Source organism: bacterium (assembly GCA_028821235.1).
In the GTDB taxonomy this organism is placed as follows: domain Bacteria; phylum Actinomycetota; class Acidimicrobiia; order Spongiisociales; family Spongiisociaceae; genus Spongiisocius.
Genome location: JAPPGV010000153.1, coordinates 1 through 20219 on the forward strand (window position 1 = coordinate 1; position 20219 = coordinate 20219).

Consider the following 20219-nt stretch of genomic DNA (forward strand, 5'->3'; position numbering starts at 1 on the left):
GGCCGGATGCGGCTTCTACGTCGAGGCCACCCATCCGGCCGGCCTGCACCGCTGGCCGGTGGAGGACATCGCCGCGGAGATGATCCGGGACCTCACCGAGGGCATGGACGGTACCGCGATCAGGGCCGGGGTGATCGGCGAGTTGGGTGTCACCGGCTACCCGATGGAACCGGCCGAGCGCAAGGTGTTACAGGCCGCCGCTCTGGCCCAGCAGCAGGTGGGCTGCGCTCTCATCGCCCACTCGGCCGCAGGGGCCGACTCACCCCTGGAGGTGATCGAGGTCCTGTCGGACGCCGGCGCCGACATGAGCAGGGTGGTCCAGAGCCACCTCGACGACCGGTTTCGCTCCGACCTCGACCGCTACCAGCAAGCCGTGAAGTGCGGTGCCGGCCTGGGCCTCGACACCTTCGGCCGGGAGCTCTACTACGCGATGCGCAAGACCTGGCTCCCGTCGGACGAGGACCGCATGGACGCCCTGGTCATGCTGATCGAATCAGGATTGACCGACCGTATCTTCCCCGGCCAGGACATCTGCTTCAAGCACGAACTGGCCGCCTACGGCGGTCACGGCTACGACCACTTCCTCCGCCACATCGTCCCCCGTCTCGAAGCCCGGGGTGTTTCCGACGCGGATCTGGACACGCTCCTACAGAAGAACCCCGCCCGCCTGCTGGCCGGACACTCCGGTGCGCGCCGCAGCGAGTAGTACAATCCCGGGCATGAGCGATACCACCGACAAGGACATTCTGAGCGTCGTGGCGTGGGTACGGGCCGAGCCCGGCGCCGAGGACACGGTTCGGGAGACGCTGGCGGGCTTCGTTGCCCCCACCCTCAAGGAAGAGGGTTGCGTCGACTACCAGCTACACGGCGTCAACGACGATCCCGGCCTCTTCTATTTCGTCGAGTACTGGCGGAGCGAGGAAGACCTGGAACGTCACATCGCCTCGCCCCACATCCGGGACGGAAGCGACGCGGTCACTCACCTGATCCTGGAGCACGGCGAGATGAGGATGACGCAGATCGCCTGAGCGACCCCGGCTTCGGCCGAGGGCCTAGTTCAGCGCCGGGCGGTGATGGCCACCTGTTCGACCAGAAGGTCGGCGGTCACGGTGCGCCGGGCCGCCAACTCGGATGCTGCCCTGCCATGCCAGTAGGCGGCCGACCGGGCCGCCTCCGCGCCGTCCCCCCCGGCGGCGGCCCAGAAGGCTCCGATCATTCCCGCCAGCACGTCGCCGGTGCCGATGGTGGCGAGCTCGCGACCGCCCGAGTTGACCAGCCACCGGTCCGCTCCCATGACGAATGTGGGAGCGCCCTTCAGCAACACGGTAGCTCCCGTGTCCTCGGCCAATCGGGCCGCCTCCTGGTAGGTCGCTGCCCGTCCGGTCAAGCGTCGGAACTCTCCCGCGTGCGGGGTGATGACGGTGTCTCCAGGGCGGGCCAGGCCTCCCGGATCGCCGAGAGCGTTCAGGGCATCAGCGTCGGCTGCCACCGGCCCTTGCCAACCCCGGAGAAGCCCGCTAACGAAAGGCCCGAGGTCGGGGGACGACCCCAGGCCGGGTCCGATGATCACGACATCGAAGCGCTGAGCGAGTTCCAGCACCTGGGGGAGGTCGGCCGCCGATAGCGAGCGGCCCGATCCGATCGCCCGGGTCATGATCTCGGGTGCCCGGACCTTTTCCTCGACCGTGGGGGGACAGGCGATCATCACCGCCCCGGCGCCGGCTCGCAGCGCCGACCGGGCGGTCAGGGTGGCGGCCCCGTCCAGGCCGTCCGAGCCGCCCACCACCAGCACCGAACCCGCCGACCACTTGTGTGCGGTGCGGGACCGCACGGGAAGCGGGGCGTCCGCATCCTCGCACAGCCACATCTCCGGCGCCACATCCGGCAGGCCTATGTCGGCCACCACGACATCGCCGCACCGGTCGGGACCCGAACCCACCAGGTGCCCCACCCGATATCCGTGGAAGGTGACCGTGGCCCGGGCGCAGGGTGTCCCTCCGGCCGCCTCTCCCGTGGTGGCGTCCAGCCCGGACGGCACGTCGACCGCCAACCAGGGCAAGCCGGTTCCGTCACCGGGGCCGGGCGGAGTCCAAGATGAGAGGTCGGGTGGCTCCCCACGGAAGCCCGCTCCGAACAGAGCGTCGATCACCATGTCAGCATGCCTGGTATCCGACCAGCGCCGGACCCGCGCCCCTTCGCGGCTGGCCAGGTCCCGCGCCCATATCGCCGGATCGGTGCGCGGCTCGGCCAGCGGGTAGATGTCCACCGCTATCCCCCGCCCCGCCAGATACCGGGCCGCCACGTATCCGTCGCCCCCGTTGTTACCGGGACCGGCCAGCACCGCCACCGTCGACCCGTAGCCTGCCCCCATGGCTACCGCCTGCAAGGCGACCGCCAGGCCCGCCCGGTCCAGCAGGGTGCGCGGATCCGCGGTGGCCATGGCATCCTGGCGCCGGGACTGTTCAGCCGTGAGAACGGGAATCATCAGACCGAACTGTATCGCCTGCCCGACCGGACGGGGAGTGTCCCGGCGCGGCGTAAGATCCGAGGCGTCCCGGCGATCCTCTCACGTGAGGACATAAATACCTGCAGAGGGAAGGAAACGGCATGACCATTGTCCTGGCGACCTACACGACGGCACCCGGCAAGGACGGCGAAGTGGCGGACCTCCTCAGGAGCTATACGGCTCTGGTGCTGGAGGAACCGGGGTGCCTCGCGTTCGAGGTCTACAGGAGCGTGGACGACCGGCGCAGGTTCCTGCTGCTGGAGAAGTATGTCGACCGGGCCGCGTTCGCCGCGCACCAGGCGACCGAGCACTTCACGGAAGTGGCTGTGAAGCAGATCCGCCCGCTGCTGGACGACCGTAGCGTCGAGATAGTGGACTCGTAGGCCGGGAGTTTCCGGTCCGGGCCGGATGTCCTTCCGGTAGGTGGGGGCGGATCGGACCGGCGAGGGGTCAGAGTCCGCCGCGGCCCAGCGCGCCCAGCCCGCCGGTGCTGCGTCCCTCCAGGCGGCGGCCGATGGCGTCGAGGCTGGCGGCCACCACGAGCGCCGCGCCGGCGCTCACACGGAACCAGAACGGTGCCACGCCGAACAGGAGAAGCCCGTTGTTCAGGAGCCCGACGAACAGCACGCCGGCTATCACCCCGATCAACGATCCCCGACCGCCGCCGAACGCGACGCCGCCGAGGAGCACCGCGCTCAGCACGTTCAACTCGAGACCATCCCCGGTAAGCGGCGGCGCTGCATCAAGCCTCGAGACCAAGATCATCGCCCCCACCGCACTTCCCGCTCCGGTCGCCATGTAGAGGTAAACGGGTATCGCCTTGATCCGGATCCCCGCCCGGAAGGCCGCCCTTGAGTTGACCCCTATCGCCACGACGTAGCGACCCCATCTCGTCCTGTAGAGGAATATGGCCCCGAGCAGCAGGGTCACCGCGGCAATGGCGACCGGAACGGGTATCTCCAGCCAGCGGACCCGACCCCGGCCGATGATCGCGAAGGTGTCGCCGAATCCCGACGCTGTCCTTGCGTCGGTCACCACGAAGACCACCCCGCGGACCCCTGTGAAGAAACCCAGGGTCACCACGATTGGCGACAATCCCAGCGGGGAGCACAGTATTCCCTGCGCGGCGCCGACCGCCACACCGAGCAGTACCACGATGATCAGGGCGGGTACGATCCCCGTGGTTTCCAGGAGCTTTCCGAGAATAACCGCACACAGGCCGGTGATAGAGCCGATCGCGAAGTCGACATACCCGGCCATCAGGAGCAGCGCGCTCGGTATGGCAAGGGTGGCGATGACGGCGGTCTGCAACAGGACCAGGCGGAAGTTCGACACGGTGAGGAACCGGTCGGAGAAGATGGCGAAGAAGACAACCTCCACCACCAACGCCCCGACGATCCCGTTGCGGAGGATCTTCGCCCAGGTACCTGCGATCTCCTGTTGGTTGTCTCCAAGTAGAGCCGCGGCCCGCGAACGCAGCCCTAAACGCTCACGTCCGGGCATCAGGCCTCGATCCGGGATCCATCTTCATGAGAACAGGCGAGGCGGCCGTTGAGCATGCGTCCTAACACCGCTCACCGACCGCCCCGAAATACCTGACCTGGTGATCTAGCCCAGGAATTGCGCGTAGTTGTCCAGCACCTGCTGCGCGAAGTTCGCCATACCCGGCGTGATTGCCACGTAGTTGAGTACGAGGCTGGTGGGCGGCTGCCCTTCGAGGATGTTGGCAGGAAGGTCCGCCACGGCCTTGCCCAACTGGTCGATGATTATGGCTCCCGAAACGCGGTAGATGCCGTACTCATCGGCACCGGCCAGCAGCTCCAAGGCCTCGTTCTGTCCGTCCATTCCCCCGACGAAGATCTCGCCCGGATCCCGGCCATCCTGCTCGATCTGGGCCACGAATGCCTGATAGGCGCCGAGCGCTCCGCCGTCGTTGATCCCGATGACCATGTTGAGTCCCGGATCAGCCTGGAGGAAGGTCTCCGTCGCTTCCAGTCCGGTGGCCTCGGCAACCGACTCCGCCTCGAGAGGAGCCACGCCGGTCGCTTCTGTGATGATCTCTCGGATCGGATCGGTACGGTCTGTACACGCCCTTCCGCACTGATCGAACGTGAAGAGCGCCCAGGAGAAGGTCTCCGGATCGCCCGTGAAGTCCTCTTCCAACCAGCGAAGAGCCTCAGCTGCCACCGCGCGGGCTCCGTCGACGTTCGCGTAGACGATGGACGAGTCACCACCGGGGACCGCGGTCGAATATCCGACTACGACGATGCCGGCGTCCTTGGCCGCCTGCACCACAGGCAGGTACGGCTCGATGCCGCACAAGGGAAGGAACACGATGGCGGAGACACCGGCGGCCACGAAGCCCTCGATGTCCTGGACCTGCTTCTCGCAGTCGCCATTCGCCGAGCCCTCGACCCAGTCATAACCGCGCCGCTCGGCCTCGAGTCTGGCGGGGTCGGCGACGAGCCGGTATATCCCAGCACCCTCATTGCCAAAGCTGAATGCGATGGTGCCCTTGCTTGCCGCCGCAGCCGCAGCCTGCTCTGCGGCCATCTGCTCCGCCTCAGCCAGAGCAGCCTCCGCCTCGGCCAGCGCAGCCTGGGAGGCCTCATCGCCCTCCATCGCAGCGGCAGCCGCCGCCTGGGCAGCTTCCAACTCGGCTTCAGCGGTCGCCAGCGCCGCAGCAGCCGCATCCGCTTCCGCCTGGGAAGCTTCACCGCCCTCCATGGCAGAGGCAGCCGCCGCCTGGGCAGCTTCCAACTCGGCTTGAGCCGTGGCCAGCGCCGCAGCAGCCGCATCGGCTTCCGCCTGGGCCGCCGAGGCCTGAGCCTGCGCAGCGGAAGCTTCGGCCTCAGCGCTTGCAGCCGCGGCACGCGCTTGGGCCGCAGCCGCGTCGGCCGCCGACGTGTCCGCCTCCTCGGCACCGCATGCCGCCCCCACCAGAGCCAGGACCAGTAGCAGGCCCAACAACCTCCACATCCTTACAGTTCTCACATCGCCCTCCCTAATCGCCCGCTTGCTCTGCCTGTAGCACGCGATGGCTACCCCATAAACATAGTGTCTCGGACCTCTGGACGTCCACAGAAATGGCATGCCCCCACGATCCCTGGGATTCTGGATGCGGCTGATCCGTAATCCGGACATTCGTGTCTCCAGCCCCGTTCTTGATACCCGGGGACCTCCACCCCTTACGCCGGTTGGATCCCTCCGTTTCGCGCCAGCCAGTCAAGGGTCACCCGATTGAAGGTGGCCGGATCTTGCATGCCGAACAGGTGCGATCCGCCGGGGAAGACCACCAGCTCCGCACCGGGAATCCCGTCGGCCAGCTCACGGCTGAAATACGGCGGCAGGCACATGTCGAGTTCCCCCACCGTGACGAGGGTGGGCGCTCGGACAAGAGACAGCCGATCCGCTTCGTCATGCGTCAGGTTGGCCTCGATCTGCCCGGCCAAGCCGGCCATGGGTGACGAGTTGGCCTTCATCCGTTGGAGAATCTCGAGGGTGAGGTCGTATTCCCTGGTGATGAAGTCGGGCGGGAACAGGTAGAGAAGCGCCGCCTCGTAGTAGAAGTCCAGACCGCCCTCCTCGAGGAACCGCTTCAGCAGCGACAGGTACATCCTGGCGTAGCCATGGGTCTTCGCCCAGGCGCCATGGAGCTGCAGGGTCGTAACCCGCTCGGGGAAGTCGATCGCCAGCCTGACTGCGATAGCGCCTCCGAGCGACATGCCGGACAGGTGGCAGGTATCGATCCCGAGATGGTCCAGGAGGGCGATCGTGTCGTCAACCATCATCGGGACGGTGTAGGGACCGGGCGGGGCCGAACTCCTCCCGGCTCCACGGTTGTCGAAGATCACGCACCGGTAGCGATGCCGGTATTCCTCGACCTGGGGAAGCCAGCGGGAGCCGTCGGCGCCGGTGCCGCGCACGAACACCACCGGTGGGCCATCGGCGGTCCCATGCCACTCGTAGTAGAGCTCGACGCCCGTGTTCAGTGCAGCTGTCGGCAAGACAGTCCTCGGTCGCGGACGGCCATCCTAGGAGGGTACTGAAAAATGTCCCGTTGGCCCGATATTCGGCAATGGAACCCCCGGTCCGGACGTCGCGGGCCAACCCATCCCCGTCTCTTTCAGCACCCTCCTGGTCTGTCTGCTTACGAGCCGGCGATCGGCGGGAAGTCCGGGCTCGGGAGGACCGCGGCGGCACCCGCAGCGGCGCCCATCACCGCGTTCTCGGACATGGACGGCCCGGTCAGCTGGATTCCCAGGGGAAGGCCCTCGCCGTCCAAGCCGTTCGGTACCGCGCATACGGGGAGGCCGAACAGGTCCTGGGCAACCGTGTAGTCCATCACCACATCACGGAACGGGGCCTCCCCGGCGCCGTCCGACGAGTCGTCCGGCGCCGACGTCGTGGATGGGCCACCGGCCGTAATTGGGGTCGCGATCACATCCACCTCGTCGAACAGCCGGGCGAAACGGTGCCCGAGGGCGCGCCTGCCTTCCAGGGCCGACAGGTAGTCGGCCAGGCCGATGTCCGCCGACATCTCGAGCCGTCCCCTCACGTCGGCGCCGTATTCGGAGGCCCGCCGGGGGAAGATCCCCATGACCGACGAATGAACGTGGTGCGCCTCCGCCATCTGGATGGTTGCGAAGGTGGGCCTGACCTCGTCGGCCCCGGGAAAGCCGAGTTCTACGAGGAGGGCGCCCGACTCCGACATCGCCTCGATGGCCGCATCGAACCTGACCCGGTGGTCCTCGCGGAGCGGCCGGGGATGGAGACCGGCTACCACACCGACCCGGACACCGGCCAGAGAGGGCGCCACCATGGCCGAGGGCGGCGGGACGGGCAGGGTGCTCGGGTCCGAAGTGTCATAGCCGGACATTGTCGCCAGCCCGACCGCCAGATCCGGGACCGTTCGGGCGATCGGTCCGGGGTGGTCCAGGGACGGAGCGAGCGACACGGCGCCGCGCTTAGCAACGCGGCCGTAGGTGGGTTTGATCCCGGCGACACCACAGAAGCATGCCGGTATCCGTATGGAACCGCCGGTGTCGCTCCCTAGTGCCAACGGCACCATGCCCACCGCCACCGCCGCCGCCGACCCCCCGCTCGATCCTCCAGGTACGCGGTCCGTGTTCCAGGGGTTCAGGGTGCTTCCGAGCGTCGCATGCTGGGTGGTGATCCCCCAGCCGAACTCGTGCGAGCGGGTGGTGCCGACCACGATGGCGCCCGCCTCGCGCCAGCGGGCCACCGCGGCCGCATCGGACGGCGCGATGCGGTCTGCCAGGATCGTGGACCCGTAACACCCCACCCCACCCTCCACGTCGAAGAGCTCCTTGATGGCGACCGGAACGCCGTGCAGCGGACCGGCCCAATCCCCGCGGGCGAGCTCGTCGCTCCGCTGCCGAGCCTCTTCGGCGGCGCGATCGTGGAACACTTCACGGAAGGCGCCGATGGACGGATCCAGGAGTTCTATCCGCCGGAGGGCCGATTCGACAACCTCGAGCGGCGAGGCCTTCCCGCTCCGGTACGTGTCGATTAGCTCCGTGACAGGGTGCTGCCAGAGGTCCACAGCTACAGGGCGCTTGCCGGGACGTAGCCGGCGTCCTCAAGGCTTCCCACCCCGCCCAGGACCCAGTAGATCACCAGTTCCTCGTCACCGACCGACTCGGCGCCGTGGAGAGTGTTGCGCGGGATGAAGATGATGTCGCCCGGCCCGACGTCGTACCAGCGGTCTCCCACCAGATGGCGGCCCCGGCCCGACTGGACGATTACTACCTCCTCCGCGTTCGGGTGCAGGTGGACCTCGTGGGTCCCTCCATGAGCGGGATAGATCGTCTGGCCGACGCCGGTCAGTTCGGCCCCGTTCCGCTCGCCGCTCACGAGCCACCGCACGTCCAGATGGCTGAAGGCCGTTCCCGAGAGGTCGGACGGGGGCGTGGTGTCGGCTCGGACCACGTATTCGGGCACTCGGGCCTCCTTTCCTGAGGACGGATATACTTTACGAGGCCTCCTGACAGGCCGGTGTCCTGCGATGGTAAAGACCTACAATCCACCCCCTCTCGACCCCCACGTGACAGCTTCCGACCAACCCAACGGTTCGGTTGCTCTCGAGGTGCGTTCCCTGTCGAAGTCGTTCGGAGCGGTCCGCGCCGCCAGGGAGGTCAGCTTCGAGATCCGGCGCGGCGAAGTGCTCGGTCTGCTCGGCGACAACGGGGCAGGCAAGACCACCGTTGTGAACTGCGTCTCGGGTGGCCTCACCCCCGACTCGGGGGACATCCTCATCGACGGTTCCGTGGTGTCCATCGAGAACCCTGAGGCCGCCCACCGGCTCGGCGTCGAGACGGTCCACCAGGACCTATCACTGGTGGACACGCTCGATGTCGCCACCAACCTCTTCCTGAACAGGGAGCACACCTTCAGGTGGGGACTGTTCGGCTGGCTGGGATGGTTGGACCGGCGCCGCATGTACAGGGAATCCCGGGAGATACTCGACCGGCTGAGCATCGACATCCCGTCGGTGCGACAGCCCGTCGACAAGCTGTCGGGAGGCCAGCGGCAGGCGGTAGCGGTCGGCCGGGCCGTGGCATGGGGTAACCACATCGTGGTTCTCGACGAACCGACGGCCGCGCTCGGAGTCGAGCAGACCCGCTTGGTGCTCGACCTGATCGAGCGCCTCAAGAAGCAAGGGGTCGCGGTACTGCTGGTGAGCCACAACATGCACGATGTCGTGAAGGTATGCGATCGGGTGGTCGTGCTCCGCCACGGCCTGAAGGTGGGCGAGATCGAAAGCATGGAAGGGATCACTCCCCGCCATCTCGTCGACATGATCACCGGCGTGGCGCTCGGGGATCTCGACACCGCCCGGCATACCGAAACATAAGCACACATAAGGAGGGATCGCCATGGCGACGATGTTGATGGGCTACGACACCGAGTATCACGCTATCGGTGAGAATCTGGCGCGGGGCGGCGGGGAGAGCTTCTACGGCTCCCTGCCCGACGACACCACCGAAGCGGGACTCGACATCATCACGGCCATCCACGAAGCCGTAGGTGTCACGGGCACGCTGTTCGTGTGCGGCCGGACGCTGCTCCAATGCCTCCCCGCGCTCAGGAAGGCAGCCGCCAACCCGCTGCTCGACGTCCAGCAGCACACCTACAGCCACATTCTCTTCAAGGACGACACCTGGAAGGGAGGGCTGTTCCCGCAGTCGCGGCCCGAGGCCCTCCGCCACGAACTGGAGGCGACATCCGCGCTCATCAAGGAGCATCTGGGCACCGACTGCATCGGGCTACGGACCCCGCACGGTTACTACCTGGGTCTCGCCGACCGGCCCGACCATCTGCAGCTGCTGGCGGATAACGGAATCGAGTACGTAACCTCCTGGGGGCGGAACTCGGAGCACGACATGCCCTCACCCTTCGATATCCAGCCGTTCTGGTACGAGGAGCAGGGATTCCCCGACATCCTGGAACTGCCCTTCCAGCACTGGGCGGACGCTTTCTGGTTCGAGGGGTACGGCATCGACCGGGGCGCCGAGTTCCTCGAAGTCCTCAAGGAAGGGGTGGACGAGATCGTCGACACGGACCTGGTCTACGGAGCCTGTTTTCACGAGTGGGCGATGATCCGTTACAACGAGGCGGGGACGGGCTGGGCCCGCGGCGTGATGGAGTACGCGGTCGAGCGGGGCGTGGAGGTCATGTCCTATACCGACTACTACAACCAGCAGTTGCAACAGCGAGGATCGTGAGGCCGCAAGCGTTGACCCGCGGGCGTTTGGCCCTCCTGGTCGCGATCTCGGTGCTGGCGGTATCGTGCTACCTACCGCGCGCCGAGGGTGACCGTGACGTCGAGACCTTCATACTGGCGAGCGTCCGCCAGTGTTCGTCGGAATCGGTGGGCGGCACGTTGCGCAACGACGCCGACGTGGCGGTGCGGCTGGAACTGGTGGCGATGTGGCTAGACCTCGCCAGTGAGGTCTACCACGAGGTGGGGTTCACGGTGGACCGGATCGAAGCCGAAAGCGAAGTGCCATACTCGGTCGAGGCCGGGGCCGATGTGGACCCGCCGCTTATCTGCACCGTGGAGACGTCATCTGTGGAAGTGATCGAATGAGGGCATCCACATGTGTTCGGGTGGTTGCCGGACCGCAAGGAGGTCAAGCATGCAGACAGTGACCGACGAGGTTCGCACCAGCGCACTGAGCGCCGACGAGCTACTCGAGTTCCATCACAAGGGATTTCTGCGGCCGGGCCGTGTGTTCACCACCGAGCAGGTGGAGATGCTGCGCGACGTCGTGGAGAGGGCCCGCGTACTCCAGAGGGGAAAGGGTGAGGAGTGGGACCTGCTCGATCCCGCCATCTGGCCCGAGGACAGCGTGCTCCCTCCCGAGCCGGGCAAGTCGGTGGGCTTCCTGTTCAACCTCTGGACATGGGACGAGAACATCCGGATCGTCTCCTTCAACTCGATTCTGGCCGGGTGGGCATCCCAGTTGATGGGATCGCGCCAGGTTCGGATCCTGGAGGACAACGCCCTGTTCAAGGATCCCGGGAAGGGCGGCAGCCTCAAGTGGCACCAGGACTATCCCTACTGGCCGCTCGCTCAGCCGAACGCCGTCACCGCCTGGCTGGCGCTCGACGACGTGACCGCCGAGAACGGGGCGATGCAGATGGTCCCGGGAAGCCACGTGATGGGCGAGACCCTTCCCGCCGCCTTCGGAACCGGATCGACCTATCTGGAGGAGCTACGGCCACCCACCGTCAGGCCGATCGACGATCCGGCCGAGGTCGGCCTGCCGGTGGAGACGATCACGTTGCCCGCCGGATCGGTGTCCATGCACCACTGCCTGACCTGGCACGCCTCGCTACCCAACGTCTCGACCAACCCTCGCCGGGCCATAGTTGTTCGCTTCTTTGCCGACGGCACCCGGTGGTTCGGCAGCAGACGATACGAGTTCAATTACTCGGACGACGAAGTGGGGATAGAGATCGGTGAGCCGATGGGAGGCAAGTACTTCCCCATCGTCCCGATCTGAGGCGCGCGGAGGAGGTAGGACCATGACCGGGTATCGCTTCAACGGGGGCCGGGTACTGCCATGCGAGGACCAGACGGTCATCGATCGAGGCTGCGTGGTGGTCGAGGCCGACCGGATCGCCTGGGTGGGTCACGCCGACGCCGTCCCACCGGAGTTTTCAGAGAACGGCTACGAAGAAGTCGACACCACCGGCCTCACGGTGATGCCGGGGCTCGTCGACGGGCACATGCATATAAGTTTCGGGGAGGCCGAGTCCGAAGAGGAGCTTTCGATCTACACGCCGGCCGAGTACCGGGCGATCCGCGCCTCGGTCGATGCGGAGAAGGCGCTGATGGCGGGCGTGACCTCCAGCTGCGACCCGGGAGGACCGTATGCGGTGGCCATCGCGGTGCGGGACGCCATCGAAGCCGGCCTCATCCAGGGACCGCGGATGGCCTGCGCGGGAAAGCAGATCACCACCCAGCAGGGGATCGGGGACGGTTTCCCCAGCTGGATCGGGGTCCCGGAGTCGTCATTCGGTGCACTGGTGAGGAACCGGGACGAACTGCTCCAGGAGATCCGCAACGAGGTGAAGGACGGCGTCAACCTCATCAAGATCGCCGGATCCGGCGCCTCGTCCGACGAGTACGCCTCCTTCCGGCTGGATGAACTCGAGCTGGCCGTCGAGGAGTCCCACCGCCTGGGCCGTCCGGTCACCATCCACGCCCGGTCCCGCCAGTCGGTCGAGTACGCGGCGCTGGCCGGCGTCGATTGGATTATGCACGCCTCCTACATGGACGAGCCGACCCTCGAGATGGTCCTGGAGAAGGACATCCCACTGCTCCCCGCCATGACGCTGCTGGTCAACACCCTGGAGGCCAACCGGGCCAACCTCTCGCCGCCCGTGCGGGACCGTTTCAAGCGCGAGCTGGACGCCGCGGTCGCCATCCTCACCAAGGCGCACGAGTCCGGTGCCACCATGATCGGGGGTTCGGAGTCGGGATTCGCCATGACCCCGTACGGACAGTGGCATGCCAGGGAGATGGAGCTGTTCGTCGACCTCCTCGGCATGTCCCACTTCGAGGCCCTGCTGTCGATGACCCGCAACAGCGCCATCACGCTGCCGCAGCACGCCGGCCAGATCGGAACGTTGACGCCGGGCAACTACGCCGACCTTCTGGTCGTGGAGGGCAACCCGGACGAGGACGTCACGATCCTGCAGGACCGGGCGAGCATCCGCACCATCGTCAAGGCCGGGAGCCCGGTCTCGCCATGGCGGCCTGCCTCACTGCCGAGGTTGAAGCATTCCTTCGAGAAGACCCACGTGTTTACGCCGGAGGTGTACCGGTTTGATGAACGGGCCGGATCGTCCGACTCGTATGCGGCACTGATCGCGACGCTGTGAGGGAAAGGACCGTTTCATGAGCGAAGGCTTCCCGGACTTCATCAAGGCACTGCCCGTGCCGGACAGCCCGGTCGACATGCGGGCTCACATCGTTCCGAACGAGTACTGCATGCCGATGTTCTACGAGATCGACCACGATGTCGAGGTGCCAGAACACGTCCACGGCGCCCAGTGGGGGGTGGTTCTCGAGGGGGAGATGGAGATGACGATAGGAGGCGAGACCCGCACCTACCGCCGCGGTGACACCTACACGGTCCCCGCCGGTGTAACCCATATCACCCGCATCCGGGGGGGTTACCGCGGGATCGACGTGTTCGCAGACGCCGACCGTTACCTGCCCAAGAAGGAGACGACACCATGAAGGCCGCCCTAATCACCGCACCCGGCGCTACTCCTGTCGTGGAGGAGCGCGACCTGCCGGCGCCGGCGGAGGGCGAAGTCGCTGTAGAGCTCGAGGCGGCTTCTCTCAACCCGGTCGATCTGGCCATCGCATCCGGCGGGTTCTATGCCGGACACCCGCCCATGCCCTACGTAACGGCCATCGAGGCAGTGGGCCGCCTGGAGGACGGCAGGCGCGTGTTCGTCATGGGCGGTGGCCTCGGCGTGGTGCGGGACGGGACCGCCGCCGAGCGTTTCAATGCTCCGGAGATCGCCCTGGTCGATATCCGTGACGACGCGGATGCCGCCACCGCCGCGGCGCTCGGAACCGCCGCGCTCGCCGGCTGGCTTCCCATCACCTGGGCGGCGAAGCTGCAGCCGGGAGAGACCGCCATCGTCCTGGGGGCGACGGGTGCGGCGGGAAGCATCGCGGTCCAGGCGGCACGCATTGCCGGAGCGGCGAAGGTGGTGGCCGTGGGACGGAACCCCGAGCGGCTTGCGGCCCTGGAGGGGATGGCCGACGCGGTGGTATCCACCGAGGGTGACGATCTGGCCGGCCGATTGCAGGCCGCTGCCGAAGGCGGGGCCCAGGTGGTGTTCGATGCCCTATGGGGCGGTCCTCTCGAGGCGGCGCTCACCGCCACCGCGCTCGGGGCCCGGGTGATCCACGTCGGGCAGGCGGCGAGCGGCGTCGCCACGCTCGCGTCCGGGCTGGTCCGCGGTAAGCAGCTCACGATCAGGGGATACAGCAATTTCGGAGTACCGCGCGACGTGGTGGTCGCCACGTACCTGGAGATGGTGGACCTGGCGACCGCCGGCGATCTGATCCTCCCGGTTGCCACGACGCCGCTCTCCGGCGTGGCCTCCGCCTGGGGCGGGGTGGCTTCGGGCAACGGCAAGCAAGTGCTGATCCCCGGCTAGGAAACACCCGATGGCCCACGAGGTCTTCATACCCAAGACCGGTATCTACATGGACGACTGCCACCTGATCGACTGGCTCGTGGACGAGGGGGCATCGGTCCGCGCCGGCGAGGCGCTGTTCCTCATGGAGACCAACAAGGTGGAGATGGAGATCGAGGCGGGCGCCGACGGGATCGTGCATCATGGTGCGCCGGTCGGCGAGGACTACCCGATCGGGAAGGTGATCGGCTGGATCGCCGAGAACGAGGCCGAGTACCGGAGCCTGGTCGAGGGAGGAGCGACCGCATGACCATCGCGGACCGGACGCTGCTCGAGATGTTCGAGACGATGATGAGGATCCGGCTGTTTGAGGAAAGGGTCACGCTCGAGTACCAGCGGGGAGACATGCCCGGCTTCGTCCACACCTACATCGGCGCGGAGGCCGTGGCAACCGCGGTGTGCGCCAACCTGTCGGACCATGACCTCATCGCCAGCACCCACCGCGGCCATGGGCACTGTCTGGCCAAGGGATGCTCGATCGCGGGGATGCTCGCCGAGCTGTACGGGCGCGAGACCGGCCTCTGCAAGGGCCGGGGAGGATCGATGCACATCGCCGACTTCGAGATCGGGATGCTGGGCGCCAACGCCATCGTCGGCGGGAGCATCGGCCTCGCCACCGGCGGAGCCTTCGCGCAGCAGGTCAAGGGCACGTCCAACGTCTCCATCAGCTTCTTCGGGGACGGCGGGGCCGGGCAGGGCATCCTATACGAGTCGATGAACCTGGCCTCGATCTGGAAGCTGCCGGTCATATACGTGTGCGAGAACAACGGCTGGGCGGAGTCCACCCCGGCGTCCTACTCCCAGAGCGTCGAGGATCTGAGCCGGCGGGCCGACGGGTTCGGCATTCCGGGCCATGTGGTGGACGGAGCCGATGCCTTCGCTGTCCATGAGGTAACCGGGAAGGCGATCGAGCGCGCCCGCCGCGGCGAGGGTCCGTCGTTCATCGAGGCGAAGATCCCCCGTATCTCGGCGCACTACGTGGGCGACACCCAGAAGTACCGAGACGAAGACGATCTCGAGGCCGCCAGGGGGAGGGATCCGCTCAAGCGGTTCCGGTCGGAACTGGAGGCGGCCGGGATACTCACGGAGGCAGCCGTGGATGGAATCCGCGCGGCCATCGTGGATGAGCTGGACCGGGGCGTGGCGGCTGCCAAGGCCGATCCGTGGCCGACCGCCGCCGGCGTCACCGACTATGTCTACGCCGGAGCCTATCGTGCCTAGAAGGCCGATCACCATGCTCCAGGCCGTGGGCGAGGCCATGTTCCAGGCGATGGCAGCCGACGATACGGTGGTGGTGTACGGCGAGGACGTGGTGGGTGGAGCAGGTCTCGGCGAGCCGTACGAAGGGGCGATGGGGGGCACCTTCGGTGCCACCAGGGGCCTGTTCCACGAGTTCGGTCCTACCCGGGTCCGGGACACCCCCATCTCCGAGGCGGGCATCGTCGGGATAGCGGTCGGCGCCGCAGCAGCCGGGATCCGGCCGGTCGTCGACATGATGTGGTCCAGTTTCACGCCGCTGGCCTTCGACCAGATCCACAACCAGGCTGCCAAGATGCGCTACATGTTCGGCGGCCAGGCAAACGTGCCTCTCGTGCTGCGGATGGCCATCGGCGCCGGGCTGGGAGCCGCCGGGCAGCACTCCGACACCCTGTACTCCGTCTACACGCACCTGCCGGGGATCAAGGTCGTGGTCCCTACCACTCCCTACGACGCCAAGGGACTGCTGCTGGAGTCGATCGCGGACAACGACCCGGTGCTCTTCTTCGAGCACATGCGCCTCTACAACACCCGCCAGGAGGTGCCGGAGGACCCGTACACCGTCCCGCTCGGCTCCGCCTCGGTCACCCGCGCGGGTACGGACGTGACCATCGTCGGGATCTCGTACATGGCCAAGCTGGCGCTGGAGGTAGCCGGCGCCCTGGCGTCGGACGGCATCGAGGCAGAGGTGATCGACCCCAGATCCCTGTCGCCGCTCGACACGGAGACGATCCTGGAGTCGGTCCGCAAGACCGGACGGCTGGTCGTGGTGGACGAGAGCCCGCCCAGGTGCAGCATCGCAGCGGACATAGCGGCGCTGGTCTCGGAGCACGCCTTCGACTCACTCGCCGCCCCCGTGAGGCGGGTCACATCCCCCCACTCCCCCGTACCGCTGAGCCCACCCCTGGAGAACGCCTACATCCCCGATGCCGCTCGCATCAAAGCAGCTGTCGGGAAAGTTCTGAGTTCGTAACGGTTCAACCTTATCCCCGTCCCGGCTGGTCCTTGGTCGTCTCGTGACCAACGAGGCTCTGCCCGACGCGTGGGAGCCGGTTCGTCTAGCCTCAGTTAGCAAAGTTCAGCCAAATTGGACCGCACGCTCCTGCCTCCGCGCAGACGTGTCGGCGGTGCGCGAGCTGGACCAAGCTCCATGAGGCGAGGGAGGCTCCCATGAGACTACGACCCCTTTACCGCATGATTGCTTGCCTACTGGCGATCGGGCTGGTGGCGGCGGCGTGCGGAACCGACGAAGAAGAGGCCCCGGCGACGACTCAAGCGGCCACCCAAGCGACCACCCAGGCCACGCAAGCGCCCACAACGACCGAAGCGGCCATGGAAGGTCCCCAGCGGGGCGGCACGCTCGTGTTCGCCCGCCAGTTGGAGACCAACACGCTCAACCCCTTCGAGCTGTCAGACAACGGTCAGATCTACGCCCACGAGTTGATCTTCGACACCCTGGTGTACGCGGATCCCAAGGGAGGCACCTCGATCATCCCGGCTCTCGCCGAGTCGTGGGAGGTCAGCGATGACGGCCTCGACTGGAGCTTCACCCTCCGGGATAACGCCCGGTTCAGCAACGGTGACCCGGTGACGTCCGAGGACGTGCAGTACTCGCTCGACAGGTTCGCCAATCCCGAGATCAACACCATCCTTCCGTTCCTCGCCCTCGGGTATACGGGTACCGAGATCATCGACGACCGCAACTTCATCATCCATCTCGACCAGCCCATCGCGGCGTTCCTGGAGAACATCAGCATCTTCCCGGCGTACATCGTTCCGAAAGCGGTCCTGGAGGCCCAGGGCGACGCCTTCTGGGAGGACCCGGTCGGCAGCGGACCGTTCAAGCTCAAGGAATGGATCCGGGGCACGAGCATCAGCTTCGAGCCGAATCCCTACTACTGGGAGGAGGGTAAGCCCTACCTCGACGAGTTGCGCTACGACTTCATCGTGGACGACAACACGAGGGCGTTGAAGCTCGACTCGGGCGAAGCGCAAGTGATGGAGAGCGTGCCGTTCACCCAGATCGACGCGGTGGGAGCGATGGACGGCGTCACGGTGCTGGTGCGCGAAGTAACCCGCCAGGAGCCGGTCTGGATCAACAACAGCGCTCCCCCGCTCGACGAGCTGGCCGTTCGCCAGGCGCTGAGCTACGCCACCGATCGGGACGCGATCAACGCCGCGGTGTTCGGAGGGGTCGGCACGATCCCGAACCACCTGATCCCACCGCTCAAGTACAACGCGCCGACCAGCGAAGTGGCCCCGTTCGAGTTCAACCTGGACAAGGCGAAGGAACTGATGGCCTCGTCCTCGGTTCCCGACGGGTTCAGCGTCACTTTCCAGTTCCCGGCCGGTTCGGGCCAGCACAAGTCCCTTGCCACCGTCCTGCAGGCCCAGTGGGCCGAGATCGGCGTGGACCTGCAGCTGGTGGAGTTGGATGAGAGCACCCTGGCCGACAACCTGTTCAGCTACGGGTACGAGATCACCATGCCGTTCCTCAAGTGGACTTCAGACGTGCTGGTTCCCGACGAGTTCGCCCTGCTGATGACCGATCCCACCGAAGGTGGCCTCGACGGGTTCTTCAGCGCCTGGGGCAACGAGGCGTTATGGGCCATGGTGGAGGAGGCAGTTGCGGCCACCGAGGAGCGACGGCAGGAGCTCTGGCCCCAGATACAGGCTGCGTGGGTCGCCGACATGCCCTGGCTGAACATCCTGTGGCTGCCCCTGGCGACGGGCGTGCGTGACGGTGTGCACGACGTAGACCAGGACGCTCTCGGCGTGTACCACTTCGAGAACACATGGATCGAGCAGTAAGGAACGGCCCGAGAATCCACAGGCAAGGCGGCTGACCCGGCAACGTGTACCGTTACCTGGGTCGCCGCCTGCTGCACAGCATCCCGGTGGTCGCGGCGGTCATAGTCGGCGCGTTCGTCATCATCGTGCTCGTACCCGGAGACCCGGCCCTGAACATGCTGGGGTACAACGCCACGCCGGAGAGCCTGGCGATCCTGCGTCGCGATCTGGGTCTTGATCGTTCGGTACCCGAGCAGTTCATCGGCTTCCTCAGGGGTGCGGTGGTCGGCGACTTCGGCGAGTCGATCCTCAAGAAGGAACCGGTCCGCGACGTGATCGCCACCCGTGCGGTGATCAGCTTCGCTCTGCTGTTCTACAGCGTGGTTATCGCGGTGCTCGTGGCGGTTCCCCTGGCGATCCTGTCCGCGGTGAAGAAGAATCGCTGGCAGGACCATCTCATGCGGCTTGGCAGCATGGTCACCTTCGCTATGCCCTCCTTCTGGCTGGGGCTGCTGCTGGCGCTGTTCTTCGCCATCCGGTTGGGTTGGCTACCGGTGGCGGGATACGACAAGACCAGCGTCCTCACCATCCTGCGCAGCCTCACCTTGCCGGCGACCACCATCGGGTTGTTCCTGGCGCCGATCCTGGCCCGCACCCTGCGCTCCAGCATCATCGAGGTTCTGGACCAGGAGTACGTGGAGGCTGCCCGAGCCAGGGGGTACCGCGAGTCCAGGGTGATCGGCCGCCACGTCATGAGGAACTCGCTGATCGCCACGGTCACGGTGCTGTCGCTGATCATCGGCTTCATGATCAGCGGGTCGGTGATCATCGAGAACGTCTTCGCGATCCCGGGCCTGGGGTCGCTGATCGTCGACGCCGTGCTGCAGCGTGACTACCCGGTCATCCAGGCACTGGTGCTGTTCTTCGGGCTCACCGTCATCGTCATCAACCTGGCTGCCGACCTGACCTACGCCGCGATAGATCCGCGCGTGAGGCTGATAACCAGATGACCATCGCCTCGGAGGCGCCGGCGCGCCAGGAACGGTTGCTGGTGGCGACCCGCCGGCTACGGAGGCGGGCCCTGTCCGACCGGCGGTGGTCGAACGTCGCGCTCTACATCGGCGGGTCGATAGTCGTGCTGGTCGTCCTCGCCGGACTTCTGGCTCCATGGATCTCGCCGTACCCGCCCAACGAACTCGACCTGACGGCAACGCTCCAGCCGCCTTCCGGCGAACACTTCTTCGGCACCGACGAACTCGGCCGGGACGTCTTTTCCCGCGTGCTGCACGGGATACGGCTGGACATGGCGATCGTGCTCGTGATCACGTACGTGCCCCTGCTGGTGGGCGTCACCCTGGGCATGATCGCCGGTTACTTCGGTGGCTGGGTCGATACGGTGGTCAACCGCGCAGTCGACATCGTGATGGCCTTCCCGTTCCTGGTCGTCGTGATCGCGGTGGTGGCTATCACGGGACCCGGTCTGGTCGGCATCTTCATCGGCGTGCTGTCGGTCGGCTGGGCTCTCTATGCCCGGCTGGCCCGAAGTGAGATGCTGGTGATCCGCGAGCAGCAGTACATTCTGGCCGCCAAGGGCCTCGGCTACTCCACCTCCCGCATCCTCGGCCGCCACGCCGTGCCCAACCTCATCCGGTCCCCGCTGGTGTTCTCGGTGGCTGACATCGTGCTCAACCTGCTGCTCATCGCCGGTGTCTCCTACCTCGGTCTCGGTGTCCAGGCGCCGACAGCCGAACTCGGCGTCATAGTCGCCGACGGACAGGGCCACCTCCGGGTCGGGTGGTGGATCACCACCCTGTCCGGTCTGGTACTGGTGACCATCGGAGTCGGCTTCAGCATGCTCGGCGACGCGCTGGCCGACCGGCTGGGAGAGGAGTTGCGATTGACGGTGTAGGCG

22 protein-coding genes are annotated in these 20219 nt (G+C 66.6%); 16 read left to right on the plus strand and 6 right to left on the minus strand.

The window, feature by feature from the left end:
• The coding region (locus OXK16_15950; protein ID MDE0377435.1) for an aryldialkylphosphatase at nucleotides 1-706 on the plus strand (706 nt) is incomplete at its 5' end.
• Between the two features lie 13 nt (nucleotides 707-719).
• Nucleotides 720-1028 (plus strand): putative quinol monooxygenase, encoded by a 309-nt coding sequence (locus OXK16_15955; GenBank protein MDE0377436.1) that lies wholly within the window; start codon nucleotides 720-722, stop codon nucleotides 1026-1028.
• A 29-nt stretch (nucleotides 1029-1057) separates the two neighbouring features.
• Here the strand turns inward: OXK16_15955 and OXK16_15960 are convergent, their stop codons facing one another.
• Entirely contained in the window at nucleotides 1058-2485 is a 1428-nt protein-coding gene (locus OXK16_15960; GenBank protein ID MDE0377437.1) for an NAD(P)H-hydrate dehydratase, read from the minus strand.
• A 122-nt stretch (nucleotides 2486-2607) separates the two neighbouring features.
• Here OXK16_15960 and OXK16_15965 point away from each other — a divergent pair, with 122 nt between their 5' ends.
• On the plus strand, nucleotides 2608-2889 hold the full coding sequence (locus OXK16_15965) for a putative quinol monooxygenase (GenBank protein ID MDE0377438.1): 282 nt from the start codon (nucleotides 2608-2610) through the stop codon (nucleotides 2887-2889).
• Between the two features lie 67 nt (nucleotides 2890-2956).
• Here the strand turns inward: OXK16_15965 and OXK16_15970 are convergent, their stop codons facing one another.
• The 5 genes from OXK16_15970 to OXK16_15990 form a co-directional block, all read right to left on the minus strand.
• Complete coding sequence (locus OXK16_15970; protein ID MDE0377439.1) at nucleotides 2957-4009, minus strand: ABC transporter permease; 1053 nt, start codon at nucleotides 4007-4009, stop codon at nucleotides 2957-2959.
• A 105-nt stretch (nucleotides 4010-4114) separates the two neighbouring features.
• On the minus strand, nucleotides 4115-5476 hold the full coding sequence (locus tag OXK16_15975) for a sugar ABC transporter substrate-binding protein (protein MDE0377440.1): 1362 nt from the start codon (nucleotides 5474-5476) through the stop codon (nucleotides 4115-4117).
• Nucleotides 5477-5694: 218 nt separating this feature from the next.
• Nucleotides 5695-6513 carry an alpha/beta fold hydrolase gene (locus tag OXK16_15980; protein MDE0377441.1) on the minus strand — a complete coding sequence of 273 codons (819 nt, stop codon included), beginning with the start codon at nucleotides 6511-6513 and terminating at the stop codon, nucleotides 5695-5697.
• A gap of 143 nt (nucleotides 6514-6656) precedes the next feature.
• A complete protein-coding gene (locus OXK16_15985) occupies nucleotides 6657-8072 on the minus strand; it encodes an amidase (GenBank protein MDE0377442.1) in 1416 nt (471 codons plus the stop codon).
• A 2-nt stretch (nucleotides 8073-8074) separates the two neighbouring features.
• Complete coding sequence (locus tag OXK16_15990; GenBank protein ID MDE0377443.1) at nucleotides 8075-8470, minus strand: cupin domain-containing protein; 396 nt, start codon at nucleotides 8468-8470, stop codon at nucleotides 8075-8077.
• A 64-nt stretch (nucleotides 8471-8534) separates the two neighbouring features.
• On the opposite strand from OXK16_15990, the gene OXK16_15995 reads away from it, so the two are divergent.
• The 13 genes from OXK16_15995 (at nucleotide 8535) to OXK16_16055 (ending at nucleotide 20216) form a co-directional block, all read left to right on the plus strand.
• The gene (locus OXK16_15995; GenBank protein ID MDE0377444.1) at nucleotides 8535-9383 is read left to right on the plus strand and encodes an ATP-binding cassette domain-containing protein; all 849 of its coding nucleotides are present in this window, start codon (nucleotides 8535-8537) and stop codon (nucleotides 9381-9383) included.
• Nucleotides 9384-9405: 22 nt separating this feature from the next.
• Nucleotides 9406-10254, plus strand: a complete 849-nt coding sequence (locus tag OXK16_16000; GenBank protein ID MDE0377445.1) for a polysaccharide deacetylase family protein — start codon at nucleotides 9406-9408, stop codon at nucleotides 10252-10254.
• An 11-nt stretch (nucleotides 10255-10265) separates the two neighbouring features.
• Nucleotides 10266-10619, plus strand: a complete 354-nt coding sequence (locus OXK16_16005; GenBank protein ID MDE0377446.1) for a hypothetical protein — start codon at nucleotides 10266-10268, stop codon at nucleotides 10617-10619.
• Between the two features lie 49 nt (nucleotides 10620-10668).
• Complete coding sequence (locus OXK16_16010) at nucleotides 10669-11538, plus strand: phytanoyl-CoA dioxygenase family protein (protein ID MDE0377447.1); 870 nt, start codon at nucleotides 10669-10671, stop codon at nucleotides 11536-11538.
• A 22-nt stretch (nucleotides 11539-11560) separates the two neighbouring features.
• The gene (locus tag OXK16_16015) at nucleotides 11561-12922 is read left to right on the plus strand and encodes an amidohydrolase family protein (GenBank protein ID MDE0377448.1); all 1362 of its coding nucleotides are present in this window, start codon (nucleotides 11561-11563) and stop codon (nucleotides 12920-12922) included.
• 16 nt (nucleotides 12923-12938) lie between these two features.
• On the plus strand, nucleotides 12939-13283 hold the full coding sequence (locus OXK16_16020) for a cupin domain-containing protein (protein ID MDE0377449.1): 345 nt from the start codon (nucleotides 12939-12941) through the stop codon (nucleotides 13281-13283).
• Complete coding sequence (locus tag OXK16_16025) at nucleotides 13280-14221, plus strand: zinc-binding alcohol dehydrogenase family protein (protein ID MDE0377450.1); 942 nt, start codon at nucleotides 13280-13282, stop codon at nucleotides 14219-14221. Before OXK16_16020 ends, OXK16_16025 begins: the two co-directional genes overlap by 4 nt.
• Nucleotides 14222-14231: 10 nt before the next feature.
• Nucleotides 14232-14510 carry a lipoyl domain-containing protein gene (locus OXK16_16030; GenBank protein ID MDE0377451.1) on the plus strand — a complete coding sequence of 93 codons (279 nt, stop codon included), beginning with the start codon at nucleotides 14232-14234 and terminating at the stop codon, nucleotides 14508-14510.
• Complete coding sequence (locus OXK16_16035; GenBank protein MDE0377452.1) at nucleotides 14507-15481, plus strand: thiamine pyrophosphate-dependent dehydrogenase E1 component subunit alpha; 975 nt, start codon at nucleotides 14507-14509, stop codon at nucleotides 15479-15481. The genes OXK16_16030 and OXK16_16035 overlap by 4 nt, the downstream gene beginning before the upstream one ends.
• Nucleotides 15453-16490 (plus strand): alpha-ketoacid dehydrogenase subunit beta, encoded by a 1038-nt coding sequence (locus tag OXK16_16040; GenBank protein MDE0377453.1) that lies wholly within the window; start codon nucleotides 15453-15455, stop codon nucleotides 16488-16490. Before OXK16_16035 ends, OXK16_16040 begins: the two co-directional genes overlap by 29 nt.
• Before the next feature lie 197 nt (nucleotides 16491-16687).
• Nucleotides 16688-18328 (plus strand): ABC transporter substrate-binding protein, encoded by a 1641-nt coding sequence (locus OXK16_16045; GenBank protein ID MDE0377454.1) that lies wholly within the window; start codon nucleotides 16688-16690, stop codon nucleotides 18326-18328.
• A gap of 44 nt (nucleotides 18329-18372) precedes the next feature.
• Nucleotides 18373-19317 carry an ABC transporter permease gene (locus OXK16_16050; GenBank protein MDE0377455.1) on the plus strand — a complete coding sequence of 315 codons (945 nt, stop codon included), beginning with the start codon at nucleotides 18373-18375 and terminating at the stop codon, nucleotides 19315-19317.
• Nucleotides 19314-20216 carry an ABC transporter permease gene (locus OXK16_16055; GenBank protein MDE0377456.1) on the plus strand — a complete coding sequence of 301 codons (903 nt, stop codon included), beginning with the start codon at nucleotides 19314-19316 and terminating at the stop codon, nucleotides 20214-20216. Before OXK16_16050 ends, OXK16_16055 begins: the two co-directional genes overlap by 4 nt.
• Nucleotides 20217-20219: the final 3 nt, after the last annotated feature.